Genomic DNA, 15,230 nt, shown 5'->3' with positions numbered 1-15,230 from the left:
TCCGGGCGGCTTGCGCTATTGGTATCAGCTGCACCCCGTCGTGCTGCCGCACGTATCGCACTTCATGCACGTGCCATTCCGCACCAGCGTGAAGTTGCCGCACTCGCTGCACATCTCGCCCTCATAGCCCTTGGCTTTGGCTTCCGCGCGGCGCTCGGCCTTGCTGGGCACTGCGACTTGCGCGCTGCCGGCCTTGCTCCATTGCAGGGCTTCCAACTTCTCGGTGGGCGAGAGGTCGTGGGCCACTTCCTGCTTCAGCGCGACCGCGCCTTCCAGGACGTCGCCGGCACGGCCCGCGCCGTGGGAGGCGAGCGAGGTGACCTTGCTGCCGCCCGCCGGTGCGCTGTCGTTGCCTTGCGCGACCGCGGTCGAGCCGCCGCGCATCACCACGAGGTTGTCGGTGCGGGAGCGGGTGAGGCCGCGCGACACCAGCTTGGAGGCGCGCTGGCCGTGATCATCAGGCTCCTTGCCTTCCTCGACGCCCTTGCCGAGCACGTCGAACCCGGTCTCACTGGGATCGACATGGGCGAGGTCGAAGCGGCTGAGATAGCTCACCGCCAGCTCGCGGAAGACGTAGTCGAGGATCGAGGTCGCATATTTGATGCTGTCGTTGCCCTGCACCGGGCCCGCCGGCTCGAAGCGGGTGAAGGTGAAGGCGTCGACATATTCGTCGAGCGGCACGCCGTACTGGAGACCCAGCGACACCGCGATGGCGAAGTTGTTGATGAAGGAGCGCAGTGCGGCGCCTTCCTTGTGCATGTCGATGAAGATCTCGCCGATACGGCCGTCGTCATACTCGCCGGTACGCAGATACACCTTGTGGCCGCCGACGACCGCCTTCTGGGTGTAGCCCTTGCGGCGATCCGGCATCTTCTCGCGCTCGCGCATCACGATGATGCGCTCGACCAGCTTCTCGACGATCTTTTCCGAGACCTGGGCGGTGCGGGCCGCCATCGGCTTGTCGTAGAGATGATCGACCGCATCGTCCTCGTCCTCATCATCGCTGATGAGCTGCGAGTTGAGCGGCTGGCTGAGCTTGGAGCCGTCGCGATAGAGCGCGTTGGCCTTCAGCGCCAGCTTCCACGACAGCATGTAGGCGGACTTGCAGTCCTCTACAGTTGCGTCGTTCGGCATGTTGATGGTCTTGGAGATCGCACCCGAGATGAAGGGCTGCGCCGCCGACATCATGCGGATGTGGCTCTCGACCGAGAGATAGCGCTTGCCGACCTTGCCGCAGGGGTTGGCGCAGTCGAACACCGGATAATGTTCGGCCTTGAGGTGCGGGGCACCTTCCACCGTCATCGCGCCGCAGATGTGGACGTTGGCCGCCTCGATCTCGCGCTTGGTGAAGCCGACGGCTTGGAGCAGGTCGAAGCCGGGGGCCGCGATCGCCTCTGCGCCGATGCCGAGCTGGTCGCGGATGAAGTCCTCGCCAAAAGTCCATTTGTTGAAGGCGAACTTGATGTCGAACGCGGTCGGCAGCGCCTTTTCGACCTTGGCGATGGCTTCGTCGGTGAAGCCCTTGGCCTTCAGCGTCGAGGCGTTGATGCCCGGCGCGTTGGAGAGCGAGCCGTGGCCGACGGCGTAGGCCTCGATCTCCGCGATCTCGCTCTCGCGATAGCCGAGCGCGCGAAGCGCTGCCGGGACCGCGCGGTTGATGATTTTGAAGTAGCCGCCGCCGGCGAGCTTCTTGAATTTCACCAGCGCAAAATCAGGCTCGATGCCGGTGGTGTCGCAATCCATCACGAGGCCGATCGTGCCGGTCGGCGCGATCACCGTGGTCTGGGCGTTGCGATAGCCGTGCTTCTCGCCGAGCTCGAGCGCCGCATCCCAGGCGGCTTGCGCATGCGTGACGAGGTCTCCTTGCGGGCAGGACACCAGGTCCATCGGCACGGGGTTGACGCTCAGCGCCTCGTAGCCGTTGGACTGGCCATGGGCGGCGCGGCGGTGATTGCGGATCACGCGCAGCATGTGCGCGGCGTTCTTTTTGTAGCCGGGGAAGGTGCCGAGCTCGGCCGCCATCTCGGCCGAAGTCTTGTAGGTGATGCCGGTCATGATCGCGGTCAGCGCGCCGGCGATCGCGCGGCCTTCTTTGCTGTCATAAGACAGACCCATGGTCATCAGGAGGCCGCCGATATTGGCGTAGCCGAGGCCGAGCGTGCGGAACTCGTAGGAGAGCTCGGCGATCGACTTCGACGGGAACTGCGCCATCATCACCGAGATTTCGAGCACGATGGTCCAGAGCCGGCAGAGGTGCTCGTAGCCTTCGACGTCGAAGCGCTTGGAGGGGACGTCGTAGAACGTCAGCAGATTGGCAGAGGCGAGGTTGCACGCCGTGTCGTCCAGGAACATGTATTCCGAGCACGGATTGGAGGCGCGGATGTCGCCGGACGCCTTGCAGGTGTGCCAGTCGTTCATGGTGGTGTTGAAGTGCAGGCCCGGGTCGGCCGACGCCCAGGCGGCGTAGCCGATCTTTTCCCAGAGGTCGCGCGCCTTCAGCGTCTTGGTGATCTTCTTGGTGGTGCGCCCGACGAGATTCCAGTCGCCGTCGGTCTCGACCGCGCGCAGGAAGTCGTCCTTCAGCGACACCGAATTGTTGGAGTTCTGGCCTGATACCGTGAGGTAGGCTTCCGAATCCCAGTCGGTGTCGTAGACGTCGAACTGGATGTCCTTGTAGCCTTGCTTCGCGAACTGGATGACGCGCTTGATGTAATTGTCAGGCACGAGGCTGCGGCGCGCGAGCTTGATCTCGCGGCGGAGCGCCGGGTTCTTCTCGGGATCGAAGCAATCGTCGCCCGAGCCTTCGCAATTGACGCAGGCCTTGAGCACCGCCTTGAGGTGCTTCTGGTTGATCTTGGAGCCGGTGACGAGAGCCGCGACCTTCTGCTCCTCCTTCACCTTCCAGTCGATATAGGTCTCGATGTCGGGGTGATCGACGTCGACGACGACCATCTTGGCGGCGCGGCGCGTGGTGCCGCCGGACTTGATCGCGCCCGCGGCGCGGTCGCCGATCTTGAGGAAGCTCATCAGGCCGGACGAGCGGCCGCCGCCAGAGAGGCGTTCGCCTTCGCCGCGCAGGCGCGAGAAGTTGGAGCCGGTGCCGGAGCCGTATTTGAACAGGCGGGCTTCGCGGACCCAGAGGTCCATGATGCCGCCCTCGTTGACGAGGTCGTCACCGACGCCCTGGATGAAGCAGGCGTGCGGCTGCGGATGCTCGTAGGAGGATTTCGACCGGGTCAGCTTGCCGGTGAAGGGGTCGACGTAATAATGGCCCTGGCCGGGGCCGTCGATGCCATAGGCCCAATGAAGCCCGGTGTTGAACCATTGCGGCGAGTTCGGCGCGACCATCTGCATGGTCAGCATGTAGCGGAGCTCGTCGTAGAAGGTCTGGGCGTCCTCGTCGGAGGAGAAGTAGTTGCCCTTCCAGCCCCAATAGGTCCAGCAGCCGGCGAGACGGTCGAACACCTGCTTGGCCGAGAGCTCGCTGACGAAGCGCTCTTTCTCGGGCAGGAGGGCGAGCGCCTCGGTGTCGGGCACGGAGCGCCACAGGAAGGAGGGAACGGATTCTTCCTCGACCTTCTTCAGGCGCGCGGCAACGCCGGCCTTGCGGAAGTACTTCTGGGCGAGGACGTCGGAGGCGACCTGCGACCACGCGGTCGGGACCTCGACATTGTCGAGCTTGAACACGACCGAGCCGTCGGGATTCCTGATCTCCGACGTGGTGAGCCGGAACTCGATGCCGGCGTAAGGTGACTGTCCCGAAGTGGTGTGGCGCCGCTCAATCCGCATGGTCTTGCCCCGTCCTATCTTTGACCGGACCGCCTCCGTTCAGGCGTACCGGGTCATCATTTCATTTCGCGGTGCTCGAGGCCGCCTGGCCCTTGGCATCGCAGTTCAGCCGGTAGACCCGGCCCATTTTCTCCCGACGCGATTCCTCGATGCGCGCACCGATCATCCGCCGGCACGTCCAGACCCATCCGCCCCAAAGGGATGAGCCCGACATGCGTTCAACGCCCCACAACGTCACGTCTTCAACCATTGCCATCCGGGCCTGTTTCCAGCCCGTTCAGGCGCCCGAAAAGTCCGCTCTCGCCGGGCAGACAAGCCCGTATCCCGCTGCCTTTGTCTGGCTTGGCGGAGTGCTGTTTTGCAGACCCTTTGGGGGAGTGCCGGCGGGACGCAAACACACTCGCGCCGAACGGATCGAAAACTAGGACTCTCCGTTACGCCCGTCAAGAACTAGTGCGAGTTCCTGAATCAAATACTAAATATGGTGGATTGTGGGGGATAACAGGGGGCAGGCCCGCGCCTGTTGTTGAGCCAAGTATCAGTGAGTCCTCAGGGATTCCCAACCGAAAAAATTTCCATCTTGGGGCGCCGCTGAGGCTTCACCCCGCTGTTCACAGGGCAGGTATATTTTTGAATGGCGGGCTTGCCTCCGGGGGACTCACGTAGGGCTACGGAAGGTGAGGGCAGGCATTCCCGCCGGGGTGGTGGTGGGAGGGGCGAATCCGCGCCAAGCTCGATCAGATTTTGCCGGACTACCCACATGCTTGATTCGACTCGGCCGGTGCTGCGAGCGCGCATCGCCCCGGCCGGCCTGATGTTCCTCGCCATCACCTCGGTGGGCTGGGGCTTCAACTGGCCGGTGACGAAATTCCTGTTGTCCGAGCTGCCGCCGCTGACCTTGCGCGGGGTGACCGGCGTGTTGGGCGCGGTGCTGCTGGCGGCGCTGGCGCTGATGCGCGCTGACAGCCTCAGGGTCCCGCGCGAGATCTGGCCGCGCCTTGTGACCGCCGCGGTCCTCAACGTCACCGGCTGGATGGTGCTGATGGGCCTGGCGCTGCTGTGGCTGCCGGCGAGCGAAGCGGCGCTGATCGCCTACACCATGCCGGTCTGGGCCTCGCTGATCGCCTGGCCGGTGCTGGGCGAGCGGCCGACCTTGTTGCGCACCATCGCGCTGGTGATGGCTTTTGCCGGCCTCGCCTCGATCATGGGCGGCAACGGCTTTGCCGCCACCGCGGACAAGCTGCCGGGCATCATCATGGCGCTGTGCGGCGCACTCGGCTTCGCACTCGGCACGGTGTTTTCGAAGAAGTACCCGATCCGTCTGCCGCCGATCACGGCCGCGGCCTGGCAGATCGGGATCGGCTGCCTGCCGATCACGATCATCGGCCTCGCCGTCGAGACCACGCATCTGGAGCTGGTGACGCCGGTCGGATGGTGGCTGCTGGTCTATTCGACCGTGGTGCAGTTCTGCATCGCCTATGTCAGCTGGTTCGCTGCCCTTGCGCGCCTGCCGGCCTCGGTCGCCGCGATCGGGACCATGGCAGTGCCTGTCATCGGCGTGGTGGCGTCCGCGATCGCGCTCCACGAGCCGTTGGGAGCAGGGGAGATCGCCGCGCTGATCTTCACGCTGGCGGCGGTGGTGCTGGCGACGCGGTAATAGGGCGCGGACTCATGAAGTTTGGCCGCCCGATGTCCGCCTTGCTGCGGCTGACGATTTCGAACATGTGAAGGCGGCGAGCTTCCAAAGTTCCGCCGCCCGTGGGATGTTCGGGCCATGAATCTGCGGCGATTGCTCAGAGTTGCGTTCGCGGTCTTGGTGACCGTCGGTTTGACGTTGGCGCCCTTGGCGGCGCCGTCGGCCGCTGCGCAAGCTCGTCTTGACGGCATGAGCGACATGTCGATGTCGGCCGACATGCCCTGTTGCCCCAACGACCAGAAGAGCAATGACTGCCTGGACTGCCCGCTGGTTGCGATGTGCGTTCTGAAGACGACCCAGGCGGGACCCTCCGAGGCCGTCGCTTTGCCGCTGCGACACGCGATCCGGACCACCCACTCGGTGGCGGACGATTTGGTCGGCGACGGTTTGGTCCGTCCACCTCCCGACCAACCCCCTCGAACCCTGGCCTGAGCGGCGCTTGACGCCGATCGCGTCCGTGCGCCTCGCGCGCGCGGATGACGCGCGCCGCCTCGGCGGCGAATTCAGGACATCGAGGATACAACATGAAGACGTCTACCTTCGCGCGCGCCGTCCAGGCCGCGTTGATCGCTGCGGCCATCGGCGGCGCAAGCTCGGCCGCATTGGCCGACATGAAGGACTATAAGTTCGAGCTCGTCGACCAATCGGTGCAGGCCGGGCCAGACAAGGTCGTCACCGTCCGGCTCGTGAACACCAAGACCGGCAAACCGGTGCCGGATGCGGTGATCTTCGCCAGCCGTTTGGACATGGCTCCGGACGGCATGCAGGAGATGGCGACCAAGGTCCCGCCCATGCCGGGAACGGAGCCGGGCACGTACCGCTTCAAGGCGACCTTCGGCATGGCGGGGCGGTGGCAGCTTTCGCTCGGAGCCAAGGTCCAGGGCGAGACCGGCACCGTCGAGAACAAGCTCGTCATCACGGCGCAGAAGTGACCCGCCCCATCTCAGCAAGCCTGGCCGCCGCGTTGATCGCGGCGGCGGGCATCGCGTTCGTCGTCGCCGGCCCGCAGCGGCCGACGGCGCGAATCGCCGCCGTGATCGGCCCCGCTGCGGCCGAGGAGAGCGGCGCCGCGATCTACTACCAGGATCCGGACGGCAAACCGTCGTACTCGCTGGTGCCGAGAAAGACCCGGGATGGCCGGGATTTCCGCGCGGTGCCCGCAGGCGCCGACGTCAGCTTCGACGACGAGCAGGTGGCAGCCCCGCCGCCGGCGACACCGGCCGGCGCCTCCGGAGAGCGCAAGATCAAATACTACCGCAATCCCATGGGCCTGCCGGACACATCGCCGACGCCGAAGAAGGATTCGATGGGAATGGACTACATCCCCGTCTACGAGGGCGACGACAGCGACGACGGGTCGATCAAACTCTCGCCCGGCAAGATCCAGCGGACCGGCGTCAAGTCGGAGCCCGCAGCGATGCGCGTGATCCGGACCGTCATCAGGGCGCCGGGCACGATCGCGCTGGACGAGCGGCGGATCTCCGTCGTCGCCATGCGGGCGGAAAGCTTCATCCTGAAGGTCGCCGACGTCACGACCGGATCTCACGTGATCAAGGGGCAGCCGCTGATGGAGGTCTACAGCCCATCCGTCTCCTCTGCTGCCGCCGAGTACCTCACCACCATCACCTCGAAGACGACCAGCGGCGACGTTCAGTATGGCCGTGGATCGCGCCAGCGCCTGATGAATCTGGACGTGCCCGATGCTGCGATATCGGCGATCGAGAAGAGCCGGACCGTGCCGACGTCGATCGGATGGACTTCGCCGCGCGACGGCATCGTGCTGGAGCGCAACGCCATCGAGGGCATGCGCGTCGAGCCGGGCGGCGTCCTGTTCCGGATCGCTGACCACTCGATGGTGTGGGCCCTGATCGACGTCGCCGAACGCGACGTCGGCATGATCGCCACGGGCCAGCCCGTCACGGTCAAGGCGCGGAGCTTTCCGGGACGGGAGTTCACGGGAAAGGTCCAGGTCATCTACCCCGAGATCAACAAGGAGACCCGGACGGCGCGCGTGCGGATCGAACTGCAGAATCCGGACCTGATCCTGCTGCACGACATGTACGTCGACGCCGACATCGACACCGGCAGCGGCGATGCCGTCCTCGCAGTGCCGGAGAGCGCGGTGATGGACACCGGCAGCCGGCAAGCCGTTTTCGTCGATAAGGGCCAGGGTCGGCTGGAGCCTCGTGAGGTCAGGCTCGGCCACCGGGGCGGCGGCTTCGTGGAGGTCCGTCAGGGTCTCGCGGAGGGCGAGGCCGTGGTGGTCTCGGCGAATTTTCTGATCGATGCCGAAAGCAACCTGAAGGCCGCGCTGAAGGGCTTTACCGAGGGGGCGCAGCAATGATCGCGCGTCTCATCGCCTGGTCCGCCCGCAACCTGCTGCTGGTCCTGTTCGGGACCGGCTTCGCCGCCGCGGCGGGGCTGTACGCGCTTCTGCATCTGCCGCTCGATGCCATCCCGGATCTCTCGGACACCCAGGTCATCGTCTACACGGAGTACCCGGGCCAAGCCCCGCAGGTGATCGAGGACCAGGTCACCTATCCGTTGACGACGGCGATGCTGACCGTGCCGAAATCGAAGGTCGTGCGCGGCTTCTCTTTCTTCGGCGTCTCCTTCGTCTACGTCATCTTCGAGGACGGCACCGACATCTACTGGGCGCGCTCGCGCGTGCTGGAATTCCTCAACGGCGCCAGCGCGCGCCTGCCTGCCGGCGTGAGCCCCACGATCGGCCCCGACGCGACCGGCGTCGGCTGGGTCTACCAGTATGCCGTGATGTCGAAGGAGCTGAATCTCGCCGACACCCGCACCATCCAGGACTGGAATCTGAAGTTCGCCCTGGCGAAGGCCGAGGGTGTCGCCGAGGTTGCGAGCGTCGGCGGCTTCGTCAAGCAGTACAACGTGATCCTCGATCCGCAACGCATGCGCGACCGCGGCATCACCATGCAGAAGATGCGCGATGCCATCCGCGCCAGCAATGCCGACGTCGGCGGCCGGACCGTCGAACTGTCCGAGTTCGAGTACGTCATCCGCGGCAAGGGCTACATCAAGTCGATCAACGACCTCGGCGACATCGTGCTGAAGACGAACAACGGGACGCCGGTGCTGCTGCGCGACGTCGCGCGTGTCGAACTGGGCCCCGACGAGCGGCGCGGCATCACGGAGCTGAACGGCGAGGGCGAGGTCGCCAGCGGCATCGTACTACAGCGCTTCGGCGTCAATGCGCTGGAGGTGATTGAGAACGTCAAGAAGCGCTTCCGGGAGATCGCCTCCAGCCTTCCGAAGTCGGTCGAGATCGTGCCGGTCTACGATCGCTCCAACCTGATCTACGCGGCCATCGACACGCTCAAGCACACGCTGTTCGAGGAAAGCGTCGTGGTCGCGCTGGTCTGCATCGTGTTCCTGCTGCACGTCCGTAGCGCCCTTGTCGCGATCCTGATGCTGCCCATCGGGGTCTTGATGGCGTTCGGCGCCATGAAGCTGCTGGGCTTAGGCTCCAACATCATGAGCCTCGGCGGGATCGCGATCGCGATCGGCGCCATGGTCGACGCGGCCATCGTCATGATCGAGAACGCCCACAAGCACCTCGAACGCGCCGAGCCGGGAAAGCCCAGGATCGACGTCCTGATCGCCGCCGCCTCGGAGGTGGGGCCTGCACTTTTCTTCAGCCTGCTGATCATCACTGTGTCCTTCATGCCGATCTTCACGCTGGAATCGCAGGAGGGGCGGTTGTTCAGCCCGCTGGCGTTCACGAAGACGTTCTCGATGGCGGCCGCTGCGCTCCTGTCGGTGACGCTGGTGCCGGCTCTGATGGTGATCTTCGTGCGCGGGCGGATCGTTCCGGAGCACAGGAATCCGATCAACCGCGTCCTGATCTGGATCTACCGCCCGGTGATCAAGGGCGTCATGCGCGCCAAGACGCTGGTGGTGGTGCTCGCGCTCGCCATTCTGGCCGTGAGCATCTGGCCGGCGCGACAACTCGGTACCGAGTTCATGCCGAACCTCAACGAAGGCACGCTGCTCTACATGCCGACGACGCTGCCGGGCATCTCGGTCACGAAGGCCGGCGAACTGATGCAGACCCAGGACCGGATCATCCGCTCGTTTCCGGAAGTGGCCTCAGTCTACGGCAAGGCAGGGCGCGCCGCGACGGCGACCGATCCGGCACCGTCCGAGATGTTTGAGACGGTGGTCAACCTCAAGCCCAAGCAGGAGTGGCGGCCCGGTGTGACCATCGATGGACTGATCGCCGAAATGGACAAGGCACTGCAGTTTCCTGGGGTCTCCAACGCCTGGACCATGCCGATCAAGGCCCGCATCGACATGCTGTCCACGGGCATACGAACGCCGATCGGCGTCAAGGTGATCGGGACCGACCTGGTCGAGATCGATAAGCTCGCCAAGCAGATCGAGCAGGTCCTCAAGGCCGTGCCGGGCACCTCATCGGCCTACGCCGAGCGCGGTATCGGCGGCTACTATCTGGAAGTCACCCCGGACCGTGCCGCGCTGGCGCGTTACGGCATCATGGTCCAGGACGTTCAGGACACGATCGCGACTGCACTCGGCGGCCAGACCGTGACCACGACCGTGGAAGGGCGGCAGCGCTTTACCGTGAACATGCGCTATCCGCGCGATCTGCGCGACAATCCGCAGGCCATCGCCAACGATGTGTTGGTGCCGATGCCCGCCGGCGGCGCGGTACCGCTCGGCGAGGTCGCGAAGGTCGCGCCGGCGCGCGGGCCGACCTCGATCCGGACCGAGAACGGCCAGCTCGCGACCTACATCTACGTCGACATCCGCGATCGCGACCTCGGGGGCTACGTCGCGGACGCTAAAGCCTCTGTGCAGGCCAGCATCAAGTTTCCGCCGGGCTACTACGTGATGTGGAGTGGTCAATACGAATATCTGGAGCGCGCAACCGCGCGGCTGAAGATCGTCGTGCCCGTGACGTTGCTGATCATCTTCCTGCTGCTGTACCTGAACTTTCGTTCGATCGCGGAGACGATGATCGTGATGCTCTCGCTGCCGTTCGCGCTGGTCGGCGGGCTTTGGCTGATGTGGTGGTTGAGCTTCAACCTTTCAGTGGCGGTCGCCGTTGGCTTCATTGCGCTCGCTGGCGTCGCCGCAGAGACCGGCGTCGTCATGCTGATCTATCTCAATCAGGCGCTGGCTGAGACCGCGGCCAGGCGTGCCGCCGAGGGGCGGGCCCTGACCCGCCGCGACCTCTATGACGCCATCATGGATGGCGCGGTGGAGCGCGTACGCCCCAAGATGATGACAGTCGTCGCGATCATGGCGGGCCTGCTACCGATCATGTGGAGCACCGGGACGGGCTCGGAGATTATGCAGCGCATTGCGGTGCCAATGATCGGCGGGATGATTTCGTCGACCCTGCTCACGCTGATCGTCATCCCGGCCATATTCGGGCTTGTAAAGGGTATTGGCTTGCCAGGTGACGAACAGGGATGTTTTGGGCTGGCCAAGGTGACCGACAAACGAACAGGAGAGCGGGGCAGATTGCAGCACTGATCTTCACGCTGGCGGCGGTGGTGCTGGCGAGGCGGTGGGGCCATTACTCCGCGGCGACAATCCGCACCAGCTTGCCAGCCGGGGCGACGTCCTGCCGCCGGCCCAGCCAGACCTGCCAGGCCTGCGCGGCCAAAGCGAGGGAGCAGATGCCCCAGAACACCGGATATTCGTATCCGCCCGTGTTCCAGGTCCAGCCAAAGCCCTTCACAGTCTGGAGCGAATAGACCGCCACGGCCATCAGCCCGACCGAACCGAGCGCGGCGAAGCGCGTGCAGATGCCAAGCGTCAGCGCAATGGCGACCGACAATTCGGCCGCGGCGGCGACGTAGACCCAGGCCTCGGGCGGCGACAAGCCAGCAGACGCGAAGAACTTGACGATGGCCGGGTTGAGAACGCCGAAGCCGACGAACTTTCCGGCGACGTGAGGAAGATAGAAGGCGCCGCACGCGATGCGAATGACGTTGTCCATTCGCATGAGGTCGAAGTTGTCTGCTTTGATCCGGAAATCGTCGGGCGCTATGAACATGGCTGCTCTCCTTTCGAACAAGCCTAAACGTCGAAGCGGCAGACGTCCTTGATGCAACTCAAGTCGAGGCTTTCGCAAATGCCTGGGACGGACGCGAAGAAATCGCCGGCCAGGAAAGCTGCGCGATTAGCCTGGCCGAGCTGCGCAAGATCCGATGCGACTGGATCAGTCGAGAAGTGTGAGCGCTGCCGGTGACGACATCGTCGGGATCTCCTGCCTGTTATCTTGCGTCACGGATATCGACCAACTGACGTATTCCGGCGAGCCAACTCCGCTGCCGCTCGATTCCGGCCCTCAATTCGCTTGCGGTTCCGGCAAGCACGTTGTGCCCGCCGGCTTCGAGCTTGCGACGAACCTCGCTGTCTGCACAGATGGCGGCAACGTCGGCCGCAATCCGCGCCTTTACGATCTCCGGCATGTTGCGGCCGCCATAGATTCCGGCGAGACCATCGATCTCGAGTTCGGGGTAGCCAAGCTCGCGCACGGTTTTCACCTCAGGCAATAGCGCAGCTCTGCTTGGATTGATCACCGCCAAGAAGTGCGCCTTGCCGGTTTGCACGGGAGATTGGGATGCCGTCAGCGAGGTGACAAGCACCTGGATTCTTCCCTCTCCCAGATCGGCTTGCGGCTGAGCTCCGTCGCGATAGCTCACATAGTTCATCGAGAGCGAGTGACGCTTGAGAAAGCCCGCAAACACGTATCTCGGCAGCGTGGGAGCCGAAGCCCAGGCATAGTTGCCGGGCTGCGCCTTGAGGACGTCGATTAATTCCGGGATGGTACCGACGCCAATGCCGTTGCTAACCGTGAGAGTGAGAACGATCGATGTAGTGGAGGCGATCGGCAGCAGATCGCGATCCACATCATAAGGAAGCTTGTCGATCAGCAGCGGCGCGACCGTCACCGAACCGATTACAGTATAGAGCAGGGTGTGATCGTCCTGCGCTGAAACGAACGCGCCGACGCCGATTGTCCCTTCGGCACCCGTTCGATCTTCGACGATCACCGGTTTGCCCCACCGTTTGGACAACGCATCCGCGAAAATACGTGCTGCCGCGTCGTTGGCGCTGCCTGGAGGAAACGTCACCACGATCTTCACAGCCCGCTCGGGCCATTCGGCCATGGCTGCCTTTGGCAGCACAGGCGTCAGGCTGCAAAGCAGCAACATCAACAAAGTCCAGCGCTGACGACGCATGACATTCTCCTCAAGACACAGGATATGAGCCGGACCGCTTTGGTTACAAAACGAGGCAGCCGTCGACTGACGACTTCGAAACGCCTAGCCCGTCGGGAGCCCGGCGACATGTCGTTAAAGCTGGCTTCCTCATCACGCTTCCTCGACAATGCAAATTCTGGGATGCAGCGTAGGCACCAGGGCCGGTCGCGTCGAGAAGCTTTGACGAACTTCAGTCGTGAGTTAATATCACGAATACGGGTACCGCCAAGCTTGTGAGGTTTCGTCTTGAATCGCGGCCGTCGCCTCGAAATGCTGATCTGCGCCGCCGACAGCGGCAGCTTTGCTGCGGCGGCACGGATCATGGAGCTGACACCGTCGGCGGTCAGTCGCGGTATCGCCGAGCTGGAGCGCGAGCTTAAGGTCCCCTTGTTCAACCGGACGACGCGTCAGCTCAAGCTCACCCAGGAAGGGATCGACGTCTATCGCAGGGCCGTGGACATTGTTGCCCGCATTACCGAGCTAACAGAAGGCTACACGAAGAGGCATGGGCGGATCAGCGGAATTGTGCGGGTAGGCGTGCAGGCGCCTCTCGCTCGCTATGTCCTGATGCCGAGGCTGGCCAATCTGAACGATCGATACCCCGAGTTGCTCGTCGAGACGCGGCTGACCCAGGATCCCCGCGACATGCAGTCTGAAAACCTCGACGTTCTGCTGCATGTCGGCGAACCTCCGCCGTCCCGGCTGGTGGCGCAGCGGCTCGGTCAGGGTAAGCCGGCCGCGTATGCCTCGCCGGACTATGTCCGTCGTTTTGGCGCACCGGAGCAGCCTGCCGACTTCGTCAATCATCGCTGTCTGCTGTTTCGTCCAGCTTGGTCGATTGGTTCCGTCGACCATTGGAAATTCGAACGCAATGGGATGCTCGAAACGATCCAAATCCGACCTTCGTTCGTCACACCGGATCGCGAAGGCCTGATCGTGGCGGCCTGTGCAGGCGTCGGCGTCATCTACATGGCCTGCTTCGATCCGACTTTCCTGACGTCGGGTCGGCTCACGCGACTGCTGCCGGAATGGTCATGCCCGCCAAGCTTCGGCATTCATCTTTTATACCGGCGTGGCAGCGCCGGCATTCCGCGCGTGGCGGCATTCTTGCGCGTCATGCGCGAGGCGTTTGCCGAGTTCGATTCTCATGAGCTCACGGTGCTTCATGCCAACACGGGGCAAAACCCCGTGCATCGCCGCGGTTGGTAAGGACCTGAACTCTGGGGCTGAACCCGATCGGCATCGATCGACGGCCAGTTCTAGCTAACTCCTGCTGTCCGAAGCCGTTGCTCAGAGAGAAGCATCATACCAGAAGGCCACTCGCGGGGAGATCTCCTATGTTGCCGGCGGGCGCAGTGGACTTTCCGCCTTCTTCCGGTCAGTCGGGTCGTGCAGCGGGCCGGCCGACCGGCTTCGCCTCGGACGGGATTGCCAACCCTGCCCAAAGGCGATCCAGTCTGCACCAGGAAGCTGAACAGGCCATAGAACATTCCCGGCATTTATTCACCGCTCCGACGCAGACCTGTACAGCGGAATGACCGCAAGGGTCCACAAGCGAGAATGCCAACGAGCAGCTCCTTGCTCGAGCCTCACAGCGCAAGGAACGGGTGGAGTTATCTCGCTTCAGGCGCTTGGCAGGCGCCGAGTAAGGAGCTGCCGGCGAGCCTTCTTCAGATCGGTCGCCAGTTTTATTTTCTCTCTCAAAACGAGGATTTCGGAATATTCCTTTTGGATCTCTGGGCGGGTGCGGAGTGCTTCAAGCTGCTGGGCGGTCAGTTTCAATATCGCGGCAATATGCGTACTCTGGATGTGGTGCATGGCAATCAAATCCGCTGTTGGAAAAACGGAACGATACAGCGAACTGCGGTGCGGCGTCGCTGGAAATAAACAGCCAGCCTTACTGTCGTTTTTTGCAGCGCGTCACTGCCCTCGTCAGGTAGGGGGCTGCCGTCTGCTGAAAATGAACTTCTTGACTGCATCAATCGTGCGAGCAAGTTGTCGCGGCCGGCGCCTAAGCGGCGGAGTGACTAGCACAACGAAGAGCACGTTCAGCAGCAGCCAGCAGCCGACCGCGATGAAAATGTACTTCATAACTCCTCAAGGGTGCCCTCGGAAGAGCACTGCAAGAAGAGCGGCAGCAACGACCGCCAGCCAGATCATCGAAACAACGAAGCTGGCGAAATGCCAATCTACGTCGCGGCGCCTGGGCTGCATTGTGTCTCCTTCCGGAGGCCGTGTGTCGTCGTCTCAGCGGCCTCTATCGTCCTTGCCGTTGGGGCTGCCGTCTCCGCCGCCGTTGCCCCAGCCGTTGTTACCGTGATGGTGATGGTCGTGGTGGACCGCGCCTGCGCCCGACTTCGCGATTGCATCCGATGTGAGGGATGTCGACAGGAGTAGGGTGATGGCTGGAGGCGTCACCGCCGCGAACCTTCCGCAGGTTTTTAAGAACTCGCGACGGTCGTCCTGATCCGGCATGCGTT

At 63.7% G+C, this 15,230-nt stretch carries 12 protein-coding genes; 6 read left to right on the top strand and 6 right to left on the bottom strand.

Annotation, left to right across the window (positions count from 1 at the left end; translation table 11 throughout):
- Window positions 1–24: 24 nt before the first annotated feature.
- Together AC0L30_RS19235 and AC0L30_RS19230 are read right to left on the bottom strand one after the other, a co-directional pair.
- Window positions 25–3,789: a vitamin B12-dependent ribonucleotide reductase gene (locus AC0L30_RS19235; RefSeq protein WP_473365777.1), complete on the bottom strand. Its 3,765-nt coding sequence runs from the start codon at window positions 3,787–3,789 to the stop codon at window positions 25–27.
- A 61-nt stretch (window positions 3,790–3,850) separates the two neighbouring features.
- Window positions 3,851–4,039 carry a hypothetical protein gene (locus AC0L30_RS19230; RefSeq protein ID WP_473365776.1) on the bottom strand — a complete coding sequence of 63 codons (189 nt, stop codon included), beginning with the start codon at window positions 4,037–4,039 and terminating at the stop codon, window positions 3,851–3,853.
- 510 nt (window positions 4,040–4,549) lie between these two features.
- Between AC0L30_RS19230 and AC0L30_RS19225 the strand changes: the two genes are divergently transcribed.
- The 5 genes from AC0L30_RS19225 (at window position 4,550) to AC0L30_RS19205 (ending at window position 11,011) form a co-directional block, all read left to right on the top strand.
- Entirely contained in the window at window positions 4,550–5,446 is an 897-nt protein-coding gene (locus tag AC0L30_RS19225; RefSeq protein WP_473404972.1) for a DMT family transporter, read from the top strand.
- Between the two features lie 117 nt (window positions 5,447–5,563).
- Window positions 5,564–5,917, top strand: coding sequence for a hypothetical protein (locus AC0L30_RS19220; RefSeq protein WP_219683926.1), 354 nt, complete (start codon window positions 5,564–5,566; stop codon window positions 5,915–5,917).
- A 92-nt stretch (window positions 5,918–6,009) separates the two neighbouring features.
- The gene (locus AC0L30_RS19215; RefSeq protein ID WP_473404971.1) at window positions 6,010–6,417 is read left to right on the top strand and encodes a FixH family protein; all 408 of its coding nucleotides are present in this window, start codon (window positions 6,010–6,012) and stop codon (window positions 6,415–6,417) included.
- Window positions 6,414–7,829 carry an efflux RND transporter periplasmic adaptor subunit gene (locus tag AC0L30_RS19210; protein WP_219683928.1) on the top strand — a complete coding sequence of 472 codons (1,416 nt, stop codon included), beginning with the start codon at window positions 6,414–6,416 and terminating at the stop codon, window positions 7,827–7,829. Before AC0L30_RS19215 ends, AC0L30_RS19210 begins: the two co-directional genes overlap by 4 nt.
- Window positions 7,826–11,011: an efflux RND transporter permease subunit gene (locus tag AC0L30_RS19205; protein ID WP_473365774.1), complete on the top strand. Its 3,186-nt coding sequence runs from the start codon at window positions 7,826–7,828 to the stop codon at window positions 11,009–11,011. The genes AC0L30_RS19210 and AC0L30_RS19205 overlap by 4 nt, the downstream gene beginning before the upstream one ends.
- A 43-nt stretch (window positions 11,012–11,054) precedes the next feature.
- Here AC0L30_RS19205 and AC0L30_RS19200 read toward each other — a convergent pair whose 3' ends face one another.
- Window positions 11,055–11,537, bottom strand: a complete 483-nt coding sequence (locus AC0L30_RS19200; protein ID WP_007591652.1) for a DoxX family protein — start codon at window positions 11,535–11,537, stop codon at window positions 11,055–11,057.
- A gap of 220 nt (window positions 11,538–11,757) precedes the next feature.
- A complete protein-coding gene (locus AC0L30_RS19195) occupies window positions 11,758–12,729 on the bottom strand; it encodes a Bug family tripartite tricarboxylate transporter substrate binding protein (protein WP_007591650.1) in 972 nt (323 codons plus the stop codon).
- 267 nt (window positions 12,730–12,996) lie between these two features.
- On the opposite strand from AC0L30_RS19195, the gene AC0L30_RS19190 reads away from it, so the two are divergent.
- Window positions 12,997–13,959: a LysR family transcriptional regulator gene (locus AC0L30_RS19190; RefSeq protein WP_473404970.1), complete on the top strand. Its 963-nt coding sequence runs from the start codon at window positions 12,997–12,999 to the stop codon at window positions 13,957–13,959.
- 414 nt (window positions 13,960–14,373) lie between these two features.
- Here AC0L30_RS19190 and AC0L30_RS19185 read toward each other — a convergent pair whose 3' ends face one another.
- Window positions 14,374–14,568 carry a hypothetical protein gene (locus AC0L30_RS19185; protein ID WP_219683931.1) on the bottom strand — a complete coding sequence of 65 codons (195 nt, stop codon included), beginning with the start codon at window positions 14,566–14,568 and terminating at the stop codon, window positions 14,374–14,376.
- Between the two features lie 429 nt (window positions 14,569–14,997).
- Window positions 14,998–15,225, bottom strand: coding sequence for a hypothetical protein (locus tag AC0L30_RS19180; RefSeq protein WP_007591641.1), 228 nt, complete (start codon window positions 15,223–15,225; stop codon window positions 14,998–15,000).
- Window positions 15,226–15,230: the final 5 nt, after the last annotated feature.

It is taken from the genome of Bradyrhizobium sp. MI1.11, assembly GCF_055811255.1.
This window is presented reverse-complemented; position numbering and strand designations above follow the sequence as displayed.